This window comes from Tateyamaria sp. GN1-10, assembly GCF_055693845.1.
Window position 1 is genome coordinate 2,434,061 of sequence record NZ_JBVFUR010000004.1, and the last position, 16,350, is coordinate 2,450,410.

Genomic DNA, 16,350 nt, shown 5'->3' on the forward strand with positions numbered 1-16,350 from the left:
GGCCGCGTGTTCAATCCTTGGGTGCGATGCGCAGAAAGACGTAGGTCTGCTGGAGCGCGCCCTTGTCCTTGATCGACACGCTGATCTGCGCCGCTTCTGTTTGGAATATGCGCAGGTCATAGCTGTCGGGGTGGTTGACGCCCTGATCAGTGACGCCATCGGTGTTCACGCATTGCGTGGTTGCGCTCAGTAGCGCGGTAAAGGCCGCTGTCGCGGCATCGGCGCGGTAGTCGAAGGGCCAGCGGCAGTTGATTGCCTGCGCGCCGGACAGATCCAGTGACGTGCTGCAGGTGCCCGGCGTGCCATCGGGAAGCGCGATTTCGGTGGTTGTGCGTGCGGTCAGATCCGCGCAATACGTGTTCGCATGGGTGGCGCTGGCGCACAGCAACAAAAGACCAGTGGCGCGGATCATGGGGCCACCAGCCGTTCGCCTTCGACCAGTTCGAAGGGGGTGGGTGGGGTTGCCTTGCTGACCCAATAGAACGCGCCGTCCCACTCCATGACGAACCATCCTTCCCAGTCGGCGTCCCGGGGCCAGATGCTTTGGTATTCGTCTTTCTCAACGTCGATGCGCCATTGCCCAAGGGCTGACCGGGCGCCTTCTTGGGCGTAGATCGTGGTCCCGTCGGGGTCGAAATACTGGCGGTAGGGGGTACCCTCCCATTTGCCGATGGCGGTGTTGCCCGACAGGAGCGCGTCGATCTCGTGTGCCTTGAGTTTCACCGACTGTGCGTGAGCGGGCAGCGCGAGGGTGAGAAGCGCGATGAGGAAGACGCGGCGGATCATGAGCGGGGTCGCTCTTTTTTCGGGTCGTAATGAGCGAAGGGGACGACTGCCGCAGGCAGCCGTTTTTGGTGGCCGTCGAGTTTGCCGACCTCGACTTGGGTGCCGATGTCGGCGTGGGCCACGTCGATGCGGGCGAGTGCGATGTTCTTGTCGAGGAGCGGGGAGCGCATGGACGATGTGACCTCGCCCACTTGCGCACGGCCGATGTGGATGAAGTCGCCGTGATCCACTTGCACGTTGCTGTCGATGTCGAGGCCGACGAGCTTGCGGCTGGGATGTTCCTTGCGCCGGATCAGGGCGTCGCGCCCGATGAAGTCATCGGGTTTGGATTTGAGCGGGACGGTGAAACCGATCCCGGCCTCGAACGGGTCGGTCTGGTCCGAAAAGTCGTATCCGGCAAATATTAGCCCCGCCTCAATCCGCACCATGTCGAGCGCTTCCAGCCCCATGGGGCGCAGGCCGTGGTCCTGGCCCGCGTTCCAGATCGCATCGAAGATTTCGGAGGCGTGCTTGGGGTGGCACATGACTTCGTAGCCCAGCTCGCCTGTATAGCCGGTGCGAGAAATGACGAAAGGCGTGCCGGATTCGTTGTTGAGGCGCGCGGGGGTGAAGCGGAACCAGCCGAGTTGGTCGAACTCGGGGTTGTGGGGAGCGGTCCAGACGATCTTGCGCAAGAGATCGCGGCTTTCGGGGCCCTGGACAGCAACGTTGTGGAGTTGATCGGTGGAGGAGCGGACGAGGACCTTGAGGCCCAATTTCTCCGCCTGTTCCCGCAGCCATTCGCCGCCGTAGTCATTGCCGCCGATCCAGCGGAAGTTGTCCTTGCCCAGCCGGAACACGGTGCCGTCGTCGATCATGCCGCCGTGTTCGTAGCACATTGCAGTGTAGACGACGCCGCCGACGGCCAGCGTTTTCATGTTGCGGGTGAAGACGTATTGGCAAAGCGCTTCGGCATCGGGGCCCGTGATCTCGAACTTGCGCAGCGGCGACAAGTCCATGATCACCGCCTTTTGGCGGCAGGCCCAATATTCCTCGATCGGGCCCGCTTCGGCAAAGCAGTTGGCGAGCCAGTAGCCGTTGTATTCGACAAAGTTGCGGGTGTGCTTGGCGAATTGATCGTGAAAGCCGGTTTGTTTGGTCATTTTAGGGTCCGCATCGGGGGTCGGTCGATAGGCGACGCTGCGTTGGAAGGTTTCGCGCCCGCTATAGGTGCGCACGTGGATGTCGGTGGGGTTCCAGCCGTTGGCGGCGGTGGTGTCATCGGGGCAGGCCGAGGACACGCAGACGATATCTGTGAGGGCGCGCAGCAGGACATAGTCGCCGGGGCGCGACCACGGCTCGTCAGAGTACATGACACCGTGTTCGTCGAGATATGTGTTGAAGAAGAAGTTGATCGCCATCCAGCCGGGGCGGCCCGTGACGTTGAACGCGGACAGGGCCGTGTTGAAGTTTTCCGAGCAATTGACGTGACCGGGGTATCCGATGTCGTCATAGTACTTGGCCGAGCATGCCAGCGCGAAGGCATCGTGGCGGCCGCATGTGTCTTGCACCACTTCGACCAGCGGCAGCATCTCCTGATCGTAGTATTTCGCGTGCAGGCCGGGCATGGGATAGGCGTGGCCCATCAGCGTGCGGGTCGTCGTCACGTCGAGCGCGTGTTCGATCCCCTTGTCGAGCTTGCGGGCCGAAAAACATTCGAAGTCGGTGCACTGGCGACCATCCACATCGATGATCTGGATGTAGTCGCCTGCTTTGACAAAGAACGCCTCGGCCGTTTGGGTGTGCACCCGGATGTCGGCCACAGGGTCGGCCAGCGGATCGGGCAATTCGAACTTCACATGGCTTTTGATCGTGGCGCGCCGGATCATCACGGTCAGGGGCGTGACGGTATCCTGTACTTCGGGATCCATGGCACTGCCAGGGGCCGCGATGATCAGTGTGCCGTCGCGGGTGACGCGCATGTCTTCTTCGGCCTTGGCGCGGGTGCCTGTGTCAAACAACCGAACTGCGCGCGCTGCGGCAAGGTCGATGCGGCGCGCATCAACGCCCATCCGCAAGCCGCGCAGGGATTGGTCACTGCCCGTCAGCAAAGCCCGCAGACCATTGGCAGGCGCGTCCGCAGGGCGATCTAGCAGGCTGTCGGCGACACGCCCTTGATCATCAGCGCAGACCACTTCGCAGACCTGACCACCTTCGTCATTGATGATTGTTACCTGATCGCCGGCTTCGACTGGGATCAGGACGGCCCCACCACCCTGCACCACGTAGCGTTCGGTGCCGGGCGGGAGAGAGAACTGGACAGGCTGAATGATCCGGCTGGGACGCGGTGGACCGGGCTTCACCTTAGGATAAGGATCGTCAAGCATCGTGGCCTCCCATACCGCCTGATTTTTGCACTAGCGGAATAAATGTTTAACTGTGAGAATAACGAAGCGGCTGCCATGCCGCAAGCAATGGGGCAGTGCTAGGTGAGAAAAATATATTCGGGTTTGATGAGCCGCCAATGGGTGCGTTAACGCTCGGCCTGATTGCGGCGTTTTGCTGGGGCGTACACGATACGCTTGTGCGCTACATCTCGCAGCGGGTAGGTGTTTTCCAGTCCCTGTTTCCGGTGCTGGTGAGCGGATGTATCGCCACAACCATATTGGCAGGCGCGCTTGGCACCGGCGGGCTGGCAACGGATGCTGCCGTGTATGCAGTTCTGTCGGGCGCGATCTTTGGCCTCACAGGTGCTGCTTTTTACAAGGCGCTGGCGATTGGACCGGTGCGGGTCGTGGCTCCGATTGTCGCGAGCTTTCCCATCCTGTCGGTGGGCTGGGCCGTGACAAATGGACAGACCGTGACGGCCCTTCAATGGATTGCGGTGCTGATTGTGGTCGTGGGCTGCGGGTTCGTTGCAGCCACGTCGAAGGATGATACGGGCGCCGGGGCGCAACCTGCAGCCATCCTGTGGTCTGCGCTGGCGGCCGTCGGGTTCGCGGTGTCCTTTGCCGTTGGGCAACTGTCCGTCGACGGCGGGTCGGAGATGACAGCCATCGCGGTCGCGCGCGTGGCTGCGGTCAGCGTTGTTGGAGTGGCTGCGCTGATCCTGCGGCAACCGGTCATACCGGCCAAATCAGCCTTGTCGGTGCTGGCGGTCATGGGCGTGCTGGACGCGACGGCGATTGGTGCGGTAATGCTGGCGGGCAGTTTTGCCTATCCCGCCTTTGCGTCTGTGGCGGCGTCAACCTTTGGCGTGCTGACCATCATTCTGGCTGCCGTATTCCTACGCGAGGCGGTGGCCCGCATCCAATGGCTCGGGATCATGGTTGTCTTTGCGGCGATTGGCTATCTGGCCGTCTGACGACCCTCATAGGTTAAAAGCTGGATGCTTTTGCGTGACCGCATTTTGGACGGCGTCACACCGTATTCCCCCTTGACCGCCTTGGCCATGGTTGTGCAGGACGCAAAACCGCAGGCAATGGCGATGTCGATCATGGGCAGCAGGGACTCTTCGATCATGGTGCGCGCACGTTTCACCCGCAGGCGTTTATAGAACCGCGCGGGCGTGTCATTGAACGTGGTGCGGAACACCCGCTCCAGATGCCGGGTCGAGACACCAACCCGTGCCGTGATTTCGTCCATGGACAGGGGGTCGTTCACCGTGTCTTCCATCAGGCGGATGACCTTGGTCAGGCGGGCGTCAAACATGCCTTCGTTGTCCGCCATGCCCTTGGGTTGCTCCGCGTCGCTTTTGCGGAGGGTCTGCAGCAGCAGGTGGTTGCCAAGCTCGGCCACCTGCGGGCTGGTCAGGTAGGGCGCCACCAGGCCCACCATCAACTCAAGCGTCGCCCCTGCACCTGCGGCGGTGATGATGCCATCGGAGTTTTCACTGAGATGCGTGGTGAGCTTGGGATGGTAGCCCGTTTCGACAAGGTTGGTAATGTCGCGCCAGTGGGTGGTGACGCGCCCACTGGGGGCCTTGGTCGCCTGAATATAGGCCGTGGCGGCGTCGGACAGCACCACCACGGTGCGCGCCTTGCGTTGCATCGCGCGCGCCCGTGCCAGCCATTTGCCTGCTGCGGCCCCCTTGCCGCCGACCACAACCATCATGTCGGCCAGCCGGTGGTCGCCAATGGCCGGTTCGGCCCGCACAAGGGCGCCTTGATCACCCGCGATGATGCCGGGTGTGTCTGTGCTGTAGCGCCAGGAGAACAGATCGCGCCCCAAAAGCGTGTTGGCGGTGGCCAGCACGTGGGTGATTGATGTCAATTCAAGCCCACTGAACCCCTTGGCGACATGGATTTCGATCACCCGCGATTGCGCTTGGGTGTCTATCGCGGCGGCGACGTCGAAGCGGTTGTCGGGTTTGCCCATCTCAATCCATCCATCCTGCTGCGACCTGACGCTGGTGCGCCACGGTTGCGTTGCGCATCAGAATTGCCACCGTGACCGGCCCCACGCCGCCCGGCACGGGGGTGATCCAGCCTGCGATGTCTCCGACCGCGTCTGTATCGACGTCGCCCACGATTTTGGGTGTGCCGTCTGGCCCGTCGATCTGGTTGATCCCGATGTCGATCACCGCAGCGCCCGGCTTGATCATATCGGGGCCCAGAAAGTGCGGAATGCCGACCGCCACGACCACCACGTCGGCCCGGCGCGAGTGCATGGCAACCGACCGGGTCAGGTGGTGGCAGACGGTGACGGTGGCCCCTTCGGCCATCAGCATCATGGCGGCAGGTTTGCCAACAATTTCGGAGTGGCCGATCATCACCACTTCCAGCCCTTTGAGGTCAAGGCCCGTTTCCTTGATCAACTCGACGCTGGCCGCTGCCGTGCAGGGTGCCAGGGCCACGTCCGAATAGACGATGTTGCCGATGGACGCGGGGTTCATCCCCTCGACATCCTTAAGCGGGTGGATCGCCGATTGCAGCGAGCGCAGGTTGATGTGATCAGGCACAGGCCGCTGAAGGATGATCCCCAGCACCTCGGCGTCATCATTCATGCGCTGGATTTTCGCCTTGGCCTCGTCCTGGGTGATGTCGCCTGGCCAGAACTGGGTTTCGAAGGGCAGGTTGGCGCGGGCGGCGCCGCGTTCCTGATTGCGCACGTAGACCGCGATTTCCGGCACGTCACCGATCGAGACCGAGACAAGCCGCCCAATGGGGCCGTTCTCTTCGATGAAAGTACGGCAGGCGTTCAGGATCCGGGCAGCGACAGAGCGGCCGTCGATGTGATGATGGGTCTGGGCGCTGTCTTTCACTGGGGCTCCGGTGTCACTTGCTATGCTAACACGTTCGACCGTTCCAGATTATTTCCCTTAGTGCAACTTTTTTTACTGTTGGTGTGGGTGGCTGTTGATTAAAACTCTAGACGCTGGCCATTCCGCCGCCACTGGTTACACTTCTTGAATGGTGACCTTAGAGTTCCTTGCATCTGAGCCTCCTGCGGTATCGGACTTTGACGCCCCAGTACGCGTCACATTGTTCGACTAAAGTGCGTATTGATTCAAAGCCCGCTGTCGAGGCGCTGCGGCGCAGCGCGATTGAACACAGGCAAGGTCGGCTTTGGGCCGGAACAAATCCCACTTTGGGCGCTATTCACTAGACTGGATTTGTTGCTTCCAAACTGCTGAAGCGCTGTCGCTGGAGGACAGCGAACCGTTGGCATCCGGTTTCGAAGGAGAAAGAGAATTCAACAACATTTGGTAGGTTTTAGGGTTTAAATTTTCACTTCTCTAAAATTAATACACATTGTTAATGTGATAAAAGAATAGTCCGACGGACCTCCTGTTTGCTACTCCTCTCAAACTTTCTATCTGCGTTGTTGTGGTCGAGGTGTCGCTGTCGTCGCCGAACGCAACGTCCTGCTTGAGTAGGGATCATGTGTGGTTCGATTGATTTCATTCCTGGGTCACTTAGGTTGGTTTGAAGGCAAGGACTATAAAGCACATGACCGATCACTCACACCTGTCGCGCCCGCTGGCGGTGCCTGCGGGGCGCATCTCGCGATTTGGGCGGATGGGATCGCTTGCTGCAGGTGTGGCCGGGCGCATGGCCGTCGGCGGCGCGCTGCAACTGGGGCAGGGCCGTCGCCCTGTTGCGCGCGATTTACTGCTGACACCCACAAACATGCGCCGCATCGCGAACGAGCTTGCGCGTATGCGCGGCGCTGCCATGAAGGTCGGGCAGTTGATGTCGATGGACACCGGCGATGTGCTGCCGCCTGAGCTGGCCGATATCATGGCCAGGCTGCGTGCAGATGCGGATTTCATGCCGCCGCAGCAGTTGCGCGATGTGCTGGACGCGGAATGGGGCGCAGGCTGGCGCAAACGGTTTGCACGTTTTGATGTTCGGCCCATTGCTGCTGCATCGATTGGCCAGGTTCATAGGGCACAATTGCCGGATGGAACCGATCTTGCCATCAAAGTTCAGTATCCCAGCATCGCGCGCAGCATAGACAGTGATGTTGCAAATATCGGCCGATTGATCCGATTGTCCGGTCTGTTACCCGACGGCTTTGCTATCGACCCCTACTTGGATGAGGCGCGTTCGCAGTTGAAGGAAGAGGCGGACTACCACGCTGAGGCCGCACATCTTGAACATTTCGCTGCATTGCTGAAGGACGACCCGAGCCTAACTTTGCCAGAACTGCACGCGCCGCTTTCCACGGGCAAGGTCCTCGCCATGACCTTTGTGCCGTCAGACGGGATCGAGAGTGTCGCAGACCTGCCGCAGGAACAGCGCGATCATGTCATGTATGTGCTGTGTGATTTGATGTTGCGCGAGCTGTTTGTGTTTGGCGCCATGCAGTCCGATCCTAACTTTGCCAATTATCGCCATGACCCTGACACTGGGCGCATTGTACTTTTGGATTTCGGTGCAACCCGCAATGTGCCACCAAGGCTGTCAGAACAGATGCGTGCGCTCATGCGGGCCGGGAATGAGGGGGCGCGTGCCGAGGTGGCACAGATTGTTGCGGCGATGGAACTGGTGCCTGAAACGGTGGATGAGCCGTTTCGCGCACGCATCCTTGATATGATCATGCTTGTTTTCGACGAGATACGTGCATCTCCTCTCTTGGACATTGCCGCGTCTGGACTGTCCCAGCGTTTGCAACAGGCAGGGGAGGCACTGGCGATTGACGGCTTTGTACCGCCGCCGGTTCCAATGGACTTGCTGTATATTCAGCGCAAGGTTGCGGGCATGTTCCTGTTGGCCAATCGGTTGCGTGCGCGCGTGCCGGTCGCTGACCTGATGGCTAAGCACATGGATCACACATGACGGCTTTGGCCCCGGTTTTACAGTTTAGCGGTGTTAAGAAGTCATTCGCCAATGGTGGAGCACCTGTACCGGTTCTGCGCGGTGTCGACCTGACGCTGGAAGCGGGGGAGACTTTGGCCCTGACCGGAGAATCTGGCAGCGGTAAGAGCACGCTCTTGCATATAGCTGGAGGTCTTGAAACAGCAGATGAGGGCGTTGTGCGTGTCGCGGGCCACGATCTGGGGGCAATGTCGGACAGTGCGCGCGCAGAGGTTCGATGCAAAGACGTGGCCGTCGTATTTCAGCAGTTCAATCTGATCCCGTCATTGACGGTAGGTGACAACATCACGTTCCAGGCGCGGCTGTCCGGGCGGGTAGACAATGATCTGATCCAGCGTCTTTCACAGCGATTGGGTCTGAAAGATCAAATGCGCAAATACCCCGAAGCCTTGTCCGGAGGTCAACAGCAACGCGTGGCGATCGCGCGCGCAATCGCGGCTCGGCCCAAAGTGCTGCTGGCTGACGAACCCACAGGAAACCTGGACGAGGGCACGGCAGCCGAAGTCTTGGACCAATTGTTGCATCTTGTGGAGGATACAGGGGCGGCGCTGCTTTTGGTCACCCATTCACCGGCCATTGCGGCACGGATGGATCGACGTTTGCATTTAAGCCAGGGACACCTCGCATGACACGTGCCTGCATGGCAGCGCTACTGTCCCATTGGCGGCGAAACCCGTTGCAGCTGTTTGCCTTTTTGGCGGGCCTCGCGTTGGCAACGGCACTTTGGTCTGGCGTGCAGGCCATCAATGCAGAGGCACGCGCCAGCTATGATGCTGCCGCTGCAACGCTGGGTGAGGGTCAGTTTGATCAGATCGTTCCGAAAACGGGTGACACTATTGCGCAGCAGGATTTCGTGGAACTGCGCCGCGCAGGATGGCTGGTTTCGCCCGTGCTTGACGGACGGTTTGAGGGCGTCCGCCTGCTTGGTTTTGACCCCCTCTCTTCGCCTGCGGGTTTTGGCGTCGGGCAGGTGGCCCAGACCAGTGATCTGACGACCTTTCTGGATCCCGGGCAACTCTATGCAAATGCAACCACTGCGGCACGACTGCAGACTGAAATCGAGTTAGTCATTGATCCCGCCATCGCGCCTGGCATCGCGGTGGGTGACATCGGTGTCGTTCAACGATTGCTTGGTCGTGATGATCTGTCGCGCCTTCTGCTGCAACCTGTGCAACCGATGGCAAAGCCCGACCTTGATGACGTCGCACCGGGGCTGCGCCTGCAACGCGCGAACCAAACCGCTGATATGGGAGAGCTGACCGACAGCTTTCACCTGAACCTGACCGCTTTTGGTTTGCTCAGCTTCGCCGTGGGCCTCTTCATCGTGTACAGTACGATCGGCCTTGCCTTTGAGCAGCGCCGGGGGCTGGTGCGCACCTTGCGTGCGCTGGGTGTGCCTTTGCGACGCCTCGTCAGTTTGATGCTGATCGAGCTTCTGTTGCTGGCACTTGTTGGCGCAGGTTTGGGTATTGTTCTGGGTTATGTGATCGCGGCCATCTTGCTGCCAGACGTGGCTGTGACCTTGCGGGGGCTGTATGGCACCGAGGTTGCTGGAACGCTTCAATTCCGTGCGTCTTGGTGGGCTTCGGGTCTTGCCATTGCGGTGCTTGGGGCCTTTGCTGCCGCCGGTGGGCGGCTGTGGCAAATCGCGCGCATGCCCCTGCTGGCGAGCGCGCGACCCCGCGCATGGGCCATGACTTCTGGACGTATGCAGCGTGTACAAGCAGCTGTTGCAGCTGCCTTGCTGTTTTGTGCGGCTGGGCTTCTCTGGGGCGGGTCGGGCTTGTTGGCCGGATTTGCGCTCTTGGGGTTTTTCCTGATTGGCGCAGCGCTGGCTTTGCCGGTGGTTGTCCATCCGTTGCTCAGGTACGCGGAAAACCTTGCGAGAACCCCGGCAAATCGCTGGTTTTGGGCGGACACGCGGCAGCAGTTGCCGGGTCTTAGTCTTGCCTTGATGGCGCTCTTGCTTGCGCTGTCGGCCAATATTGGCGTGGCAACCATGGTGTCCAGCTTCAGGCAGACATTTGTGGACTTTCTGGATCAGAGGCTCGCATCGGAATTGTATGTTGAAGCCACGGATGCAGCGCAAGCCGCAACGATTGAGACGGCGATGGCCGGGCAGGGGTTCACGGTCCTTCCACTACTTGCGGTGGATGTACAGGTCGAGCGGCTTCCAGCCCGCCTTTTTGGTGTGCGTGTTGGCCCAACATACCGGGACAATTGGGTGTTTCTGGATGCCCTACCAGACGCCTGGGATCAGGTTGAGGCCGGGGAGGCGGCGGTCGCCAATGAGCAGCTTGCGCGGCGTGCGGATTTGTGGGTCGGGGATCAGATCGACATTGCGCCGGGACAGTCATTGCCCATTGCCGCGGTGGTGGCCGATTATGGCAATCCGAAAGGGCAGGTTGTCGTAGCTGAAACCCTGTTCCGCCATCTACATCCGGACATTACACCCCGCCAATTTGGCTTGCGCACGCAGGACCCGCAGCAGCTCCGGGGTGTTCTAACGGACGACTTGGGCATTGCCGACAACGCAATTACGGATCAGTCGGCGATCAAGGCGTTTTCGCTTCAGGTGTTCGACCGCACCTTTACAGTGACGGCCGCGTTGAATGTACTGACGCTTGCGGTCGCTGGCTTTGCCATGCTGATGAGTTTGCTGACATTGGCCGATCTGCGGGTCCCGCAATTGGCCCCGGTCTGGGCGCTTGGACTGACACGGCGCAAGATTGGACAACTTGAAATGATGCGCGCCGTTGTCTGTGCTGCGCTGGTATGTCTGTTCGCGTTGCCTGTTGGCCTTGGACTGGCCTGGGTGTTGCTGGCGGTCATCAATGTCGAAGCGTTTGGATGGCGCCTGCCTATGTTCCTGTTCCCTGGTGACTATGCGCGTCTTGGTCTCTATGCCATACTCGCAGCTCTAGCGGCGGCTGCGTGGCCCGCATTGCGGCTGGCGCGAACACCGCCAAATACGTTGCTCAAGGTGTTTGCCAATGAACGTTAGAGCAGTGATTTTCTGTTTGCTCTGGCCAGTTGCAGCGCTCGCGCAGGGATTTGCCGGGTTGGGCTCCGACGCCGATGGTTTTGCGGTGACACAGCCAGGTCGGCAGTTTGACTTTCCCGCCGATCACGGCCCGCATCCGGATTACAGGATTGAATGGTGGTATCTGACGGCCAACCTGAAGGCTGCGGATGGCACACCCTACGGGCTGCAATGGACATTGTTCCGGTCGGCCCTTGCACCGGGGGAGAGCGAGGGGTGGAGATCGCCACAGGTGTGGTTCGCCCACGCTGCCGTCACAACACCCGACGCGCATTTTGCTACGGAACGCTTTGCACGTGGCGGGATCGGGCAGGCTGGTGTGCAGGCTGATCCATTCCGCGCTTGGATTGATGAATGGACCATGGAAGGCCCGGATATGGATACGCTGTCGCTCAGCGCTCAAGGTCCTGACTTTGGGTACGACATGGCGTTGCAGGCCGACGGGCCGTTGGTTTTTCAAGGACAGGACGGGTATTCGGTAAAATCGGCCAATGGACGGGCCAGTTACTACTATTCGCAGCCGTTCTATAGCATTACTGGCACCCTGTTTCTGCCGGAAGGCCCGGTTGAAGTCACAGGTAGTGCATGGTTGGATCGCGAATGGTCGTCACAACCTTTGTCAGAAACGCAATCGGGGTGGGACTGGTTTTCCCTGTCTTTTGAGAGTGGTGAGAAGTTGATGGGCTTCCAGCTGCGCCAACGCGATGGGACGTTTTATAGCGCATCCACATGGATCGAACCGGATGGTGGTACGACCGCGTACCCCGATGGTGCATTTACCGCTGAGCCTGTCACGCAAAGTGCTGTTGCCGGACGTAACGTGCCGACGACGTGGCGTGTCCGTCTGCCCGACAGGGGTGTCGATGTTTCTGTAGAGGCATTGAATACTGAGGCATGGATGCCCTTGGCCATTCCATATTGGGAAGGGCCCGTGCATATCACTGGCAGCCACGATGGCGTCGGATATCTGGAGATGACGGGATATGAGTGACCCGGGCGATTTGACCGCTTTCCTTGGCACGGCATGGCGGCACATGCGTCGGGGCGTTGCTGATGGCAGATCACCGGCACGGTATCCGACCTTTGCCACCGTGTCGCCGTCCGGCGTGCCCGAGGCACGCACGGTCGCGTTACGCCGTGCCAATGAACCTGACGCGGTGGTCGAGATACACACCGATATCGTGACGGCCAAGATAGAGGCGTTGCGCCAATGTCCAAAGGCAGCTCTTCACATGTGGCTGCCCCGATCGCGCCTGCAAATTCGTTTGACCACGACCGTTGAAATCCTGACGGGAGCCTGTGCCGAGCGGGAATGGGACAGGGTTCCCGTTGCATCGCGGGTGTCCTATGGGACGGCACCCGATCCCGGCACACCGATCGAGGATGTGTTTGCCTATGATAAGCCCCCGGTCCGTGAGCGTTTTGCCGTATTGCGATGCACGATTGACCATATTGATCTCGTGCATCTGGGCGAGAAACACCGCCGCGCCGCATATGTCCGGGAAGATGGTTGGAGGGGCTCTTGGTTGGCACCATAAGGCGAACCGTCGCCTGCCTGCGCGAAGCGTCCCGACCAAAAGTCACGAGACCGGTGAGTTGTCTACTCGTCGTCGTCCAGGGACGGCAATAGCCTGACGATAACCCCCATCAGCAACGCAGTGCTGATGCCAAAAGTCAAAAGGCCGGTGATGGCAGCGAATGTCCCAAAGATGCGCAAACCCGAACCCAATAGCAGATCACCGTATCCCAATGTCGTATATGTCGCGGTCGCGAAGTAGAAACTGGTCGGAAAATCATCAAATGCCCGCATGGCGAAGAACGCCAATGCCCATGCCCAGACCTGAACTGTATGCGCGACCAGTAGAATGAGTACGTTAAGGCCCGTGATGATCAATGTCTGAAAGCCTGACTGGTATTTTTCCAAACGGTCGGCAACGTAGGAGAGAAATGGGACAAGCATCGCAACGGCGCTGACATGGATCAGGGCGCATATCGTCAAAAGCGTGCTACCAAGCAGGATTTGGGACGCAGCGGTCATCCGGAGCCTTTCGGAAGATTGTAAGCCAATTTCGCACTGTGCATCGTGATGCGGGAAGGCTCAAGACCATGCGAATAGGCAGCTTTCGATGCAGCGTTTATGTGCCGGGATTAGCTGCCAAGCAACAGGGTTCGGCATGTTGTCAGATGAGTGTTGGCGATATGGCGGGCGGTCTTGGCGCGGTCGGCGCGTGTTCCAAAGCTGGCTTGCTGCAAGAGCGCTGCGTGGGCAAGTTTGACTTCTACCCTGTGACTGAGGATTGCTCGGCCCTGTCCGGGTGCAAATGATGCGTCTGTTAAACTGACAAAAGAAGCCCGGTCTTGCTCGTACACTTGCGCCACAGGATCATTCAGAAGCCATGCATGCTCCATTTCAGCCGAGAAACGGCCAGCGCATTCGGCGAAGGAAAAGGCGATGTCGTTGTCGGCTGCGGCCTGTGTGATCCCGGTTGCCATAACGACGAACGCTGCGCACATCGTTTTTATTCTGCTCATGTATTGAGCATTGCGGTCAAAAAGCTGCGCGTCAACTGTGCATAATATAAAGAATTGTGGCGGATTCTTTCAATCTCGAGCGGTCGGGTCTTTCGCGGCCGGAACGACTCCGCGGCAGATGATTTCAGTTTCTATCCAACAGACCGGATGTCTCGCGCTTTTCTGATGCGCTCGAAATGGTTTCCATGGCATCTTCTGCGCGGAAAAGGTGGGAAAACGGATACAATTGTCGCGCTTGCGTGACTGGCATTGAGCCTTTGCCGCTGACCCGTTATCTGCACGGCATACAATGGTGTGCAGAACGTCATGCCATGCGCCCCTCGTGTGAGAAACAAGCGAAAGACTGCATTATGTCCCAAGACGCCGCTCCCGACATCATTTACACCGTCACGGATGAAGCTCCACAATTGGCGGCCGCATCGCTGCTGCCCATCGTGCGTAAATTCGTGTCTGCCGCAGGCATCGACGTGTCAACGCGTGATATCTCGGTCGCGGGCCGTATCCTGGCAACATTTCCCGAACGTCTGACGGACGCGCAGGCGCAAAGTGATGATCTGGCGGCCCTCGGTCAGTTGGTGACCACGCCGGACGCAAACGTGATCAAACTGCCAAATATTTCGGCCTCGGTGCCGCAGCTGCAAGCGGCGATCAAGGAACTGCAAGGTCAGGGCTTCGACATTCCCGACTATCCGGAAGCGCCTTCCACGGATGAAGAGAATGACATCCGTGCTCGCTACGACGCGATCAAGGGCTCCGCCGTGAACCCGGTTCTGCGCGAAGGCAACTCGGACCGCCGTGCGCCTGCCGCTGTCAAAGCTTATGCTAAAGACAATCCGCATTCGATGGGTGCGTGGAGCGCCGACAGCAAGACCAAAGTATCGACCATGGGCGCTGGCGATTTCCGCTCGAATGAGAAATCCGTGACCTTGACCGATGCGCAGGCTGGTGCTCTGAAAATCGAACATACAGCAGCGGACGGCACGGTGACAGTGCTCAAGGACGGCTTGAGCATGGATGCCGGTACAATCGTCGATGCGACTTACATGTCGCGCGACGCGTTGATGGCATTCCTTGGCAAAGCGATTGATGACACCAAAGCTGACGGTACCCTGTTCTCGTTGCACATGAAGGCAACAATGATGAAGGTGTCGGACCCGATCATCTTTGGTCACGCGGTTCGCGCCTACCTCAAGCCTGTCTTTGACAAGTACGCTGACGATTTCGCGGCGGCTGGCGTGAACCCGAACTCGGGTCTAGGGGCTATGCTCGACGTGATTGCGGGCATGTCCAACGGCGCTGAAATCAAGGCCGAGATTGACGCGGTCATGGCGGATCGCCCACCGATGTACATGGTGAACTCTGACAAGGGCATCACCAACCTGCATGTCCCATCCGACGTGATCATCGACGCTTCAATGCCGGCCGTGCTGCGCGCTGGCGGCAAGGGCTGGGGTCCGGATGGGAAAGAGGGCGACACGAACTGCGTTATCCCCGACAGCTCTTACGCGCCGGTCTATGCCGAGACGGTTGATTTCTTCAAAGCCAATGGCGCGCTTGATCCGACAACGGCCGGGACCGTGCAGAACATCGGTTTGATGGCGAAAAAAGCCGAGGAATATGGCTCGCACCCAACGACCTTTGAAATCCCGGCAGACGGTACGGTCAAAGTGATCGCGGCCAATGGCGACGTGCTGACCAGCCATGACGTGGAAGCTGGCGACATATGGCGGATGGCGTCGACCCGAAAAGAAGCGGTTGTGAACTGGGTTGATCTGGCGATTTCACGCGAAGCCACAACGGGTTATGCCTCGGTCTTCTGGTTGGATTCCACGCGCGGCCATGACGCTGAACTGATCAAGATGATCACACCGATCCTGGCCGAAAAGGGCAAGTTCGATGCGTTCCAGATCATGGACCCAGCGGCCGCCACGCGCCACGCGCTCAAGGTCATCACTGCGGGTGACAATTGCATCGCCATTACCGGCAATGTGTTGCGTGACTATCTGACCGACCTGTTTCCGATCCTTGAGGTGGGAACATCGGCCAAAATGCTGTCGGTCGTAAAGCTGATGAACGGTGGCGGCATGTTCGAAACCGGGGCAGGTGGGTCCGCCCCGAAGCACGTGCAACAGCTGGTCGAGGAAAACCACTTGCGCTGGGACAGCTTGGGCGAGTTCTGTGCCATTGCAGAAAGCCTTCGCTTCTTTGGTGATGCACATGGCAATACGAAGGCGTCCGTCATGGGTGATGCCGCGGATGCTGCGATCATCAAGCTGCTGGGCGAGGGCAAATCCCCGAGCCGCAAGGTCGGTCGGCCGGACAACCGTGACAGCCACTTCTTTTTTGCCCTCTATTGGGCCGAAGCGTTGGCGGCACAAAGCGATGACGCGGATCTGGCCGCATCCTTTGCCGATCTTGCCGCATCGCTTGGCGGCAATGCAGACACGATTTCAGCAGAACTCATGGCCGGTCGCGGTGCGGCGGTCGACTTGGGTGGCTACTACAACACCGACGCAGCCAAGGTGGCGGGCATCATGCGCCCATCCGGGACCCTGAATGCCCTGATCGACAGCTAGGAGTCTCGCGTCGCCGGGCGCTTTTCCCGGCGGCGCGCTCACTTCGCAGTATTCAGGTTGTGAATGCTGTGCCAACGTGAAGCGCCAAAATTGAGACAATTGGCTATCATAT

At 59.5% G+C, this 16,350-nt stretch carries 14 protein-coding genes; 7 read left to right on the forward strand and 7 right to left on the reverse strand.

Translation table 11 applies throughout. The annotated features are described in order from the left end of the window. Positions 1 to 10 precede the first annotated feature (10 nt). From ACZ1HN_RS13945 to ACZ1HN_RS13955, 3 genes are read right to left on the reverse strand one after another with little or no spacing between them, the layout of a single operon-like run. The gene (locus ACZ1HN_RS13945; RefSeq protein WP_472727930.1) at positions 11 to 412 is read right to left on the reverse strand and encodes a hypothetical protein; all 402 of its coding nucleotides are present in this window, start codon (positions 410 to 412) and stop codon (positions 11 to 13) included. After that, positions 409 to 786 carry a hypothetical protein gene (locus ACZ1HN_RS13950; protein ID WP_472727931.1) on the reverse strand — a complete coding sequence of 126 codons (378 nt, stop codon included), beginning with the start codon at positions 784 to 786 and terminating at the stop codon, positions 409 to 411. The genes ACZ1HN_RS13945 and ACZ1HN_RS13950 overlap by 4 nt, the downstream gene beginning before the upstream one ends. Further along, positions 783 to 3,152 carry a DUF1989 domain-containing protein gene (locus ACZ1HN_RS13955; protein ID WP_472727932.1) on the reverse strand — a complete coding sequence of 790 codons (2,370 nt, stop codon included), beginning with the start codon at positions 3,150 to 3,152 and terminating at the stop codon, positions 783 to 785. The genes ACZ1HN_RS13950 and ACZ1HN_RS13955 overlap by 4 nt, the downstream gene beginning before the upstream one ends. 137 nt (positions 3,153 to 3,289) lie before the next feature. Between ACZ1HN_RS13955 and ACZ1HN_RS13960 the strand changes: the two genes are divergently transcribed. Further along, positions 3,290 to 4,129 carry an EamA family transporter gene (locus ACZ1HN_RS13960; RefSeq protein WP_472727933.1) on the forward strand — a complete coding sequence of 280 codons (840 nt, stop codon included), beginning with the start codon at positions 3,290 to 3,292 and terminating at the stop codon, positions 4,127 to 4,129. Here ACZ1HN_RS13960 and ACZ1HN_RS13965 read toward each other — a convergent pair. Together ACZ1HN_RS13965 and ACZ1HN_RS13970 are read right to left on the reverse strand one after the other, a co-directional pair. Then, positions 4,114 to 5,142, reverse strand: a complete 1,029-nt coding sequence (locus tag ACZ1HN_RS13965) for a GlxA family transcriptional regulator (protein WP_472727934.1) — start codon at positions 5,140 to 5,142, stop codon at positions 4,114 to 4,116. The genes ACZ1HN_RS13960 and ACZ1HN_RS13965 overlap by 16 nt on opposite strands. Before the next feature lies 1 nt (position 5,143). Continuing rightward, positions 5,144 to 6,028, reverse strand: coding sequence for a bifunctional 5,10-methylenetetrahydrofolate dehydrogenase/5,10-methenyltetrahydrofolate cyclohydrolase (locus ACZ1HN_RS13970; protein WP_299196375.1), 885 nt, complete (start codon positions 6,026 to 6,028; stop codon positions 5,144 to 5,146). Positions 6,029 to 6,716: 688 nt separating this feature from the next. On the opposite strand from ACZ1HN_RS13970, the gene ACZ1HN_RS13975 reads away from it, so the two are divergent. The 5 genes from ACZ1HN_RS13975 to ACZ1HN_RS13995 are packed head-to-tail and all read left to right on the forward strand — an operon-like array spanning position 6,717 to position 12,668. After that, positions 6,717 to 8,048, forward strand: coding sequence for an ABC1 kinase family protein (locus tag ACZ1HN_RS13975; RefSeq protein WP_472727935.1), 1,332 nt, complete (start codon positions 6,717 to 6,719; stop codon positions 8,046 to 8,048). Beyond that, positions 8,045 to 8,716 carry an ABC transporter ATP-binding protein gene (locus ACZ1HN_RS13980; protein WP_299702357.1) on the forward strand — a complete coding sequence of 224 codons (672 nt, stop codon included), beginning with the start codon at positions 8,045 to 8,047 and terminating at the stop codon, positions 8,714 to 8,716. The genes ACZ1HN_RS13975 and ACZ1HN_RS13980 overlap by 4 nt, the downstream gene beginning before the upstream one ends. Next, entirely contained in the window at positions 8,713 to 11,091 is a 2,379-nt protein-coding gene (locus ACZ1HN_RS13985; RefSeq protein WP_472727936.1) for an FtsX-like permease family protein, read from the forward strand. Before ACZ1HN_RS13980 ends, ACZ1HN_RS13985 begins: the two co-directional genes overlap by 4 nt. Then, a complete protein-coding gene (locus tag ACZ1HN_RS13990; RefSeq protein ID WP_472727938.1) occupies positions 11,081 to 12,121 on the forward strand; it encodes a lipocalin-like domain-containing protein in 1,041 nt (346 codons plus the stop codon). The genes ACZ1HN_RS13985 and ACZ1HN_RS13990 overlap by 11 nt, the downstream gene beginning before the upstream one ends. Then, positions 12,114 to 12,668: a pyridoxamine 5'-phosphate oxidase gene (locus ACZ1HN_RS13995; protein WP_472727939.1), complete on the forward strand. Its 555-nt coding sequence runs from the start codon at positions 12,114 to 12,116 to the stop codon at positions 12,666 to 12,668. The genes ACZ1HN_RS13990 and ACZ1HN_RS13995 overlap by 8 nt, the downstream gene beginning before the upstream one ends. A 62-nt stretch (positions 12,669 to 12,730) precedes the next feature. Here ACZ1HN_RS13995 and ACZ1HN_RS14000 read toward each other — a convergent pair whose 3' ends face one another. Beyond that, positions 12,731 to 13,168, reverse strand: coding sequence for an ion channel (locus ACZ1HN_RS14000; protein WP_472727940.1), 438 nt, complete (start codon positions 13,166 to 13,168; stop codon positions 12,731 to 12,733). A gap of 110 nt (positions 13,169 to 13,278) precedes the next feature. Continuing rightward, positions 13,279 to 13,662: a hypothetical protein gene (locus ACZ1HN_RS14005; protein WP_472727941.1), complete on the reverse strand. Its 384-nt coding sequence runs from the start codon at positions 13,660 to 13,662 to the stop codon at positions 13,279 to 13,281. Between the two features lie 350 nt (positions 13,663 to 14,012). Here ACZ1HN_RS14005 and ACZ1HN_RS14010 point away from each other — a divergent pair, with 350 nt between their 5' ends. Continuing rightward, complete coding sequence (locus tag ACZ1HN_RS14010) at positions 14,013 to 16,238, forward strand: NADP-dependent isocitrate dehydrogenase (protein ID WP_472727942.1); 2,226 nt, start codon at positions 14,013 to 14,015, stop codon at positions 16,236 to 16,238. The last annotated feature ends 112 nt before the right edge of the window (positions 16,239 to 16,350 follow it).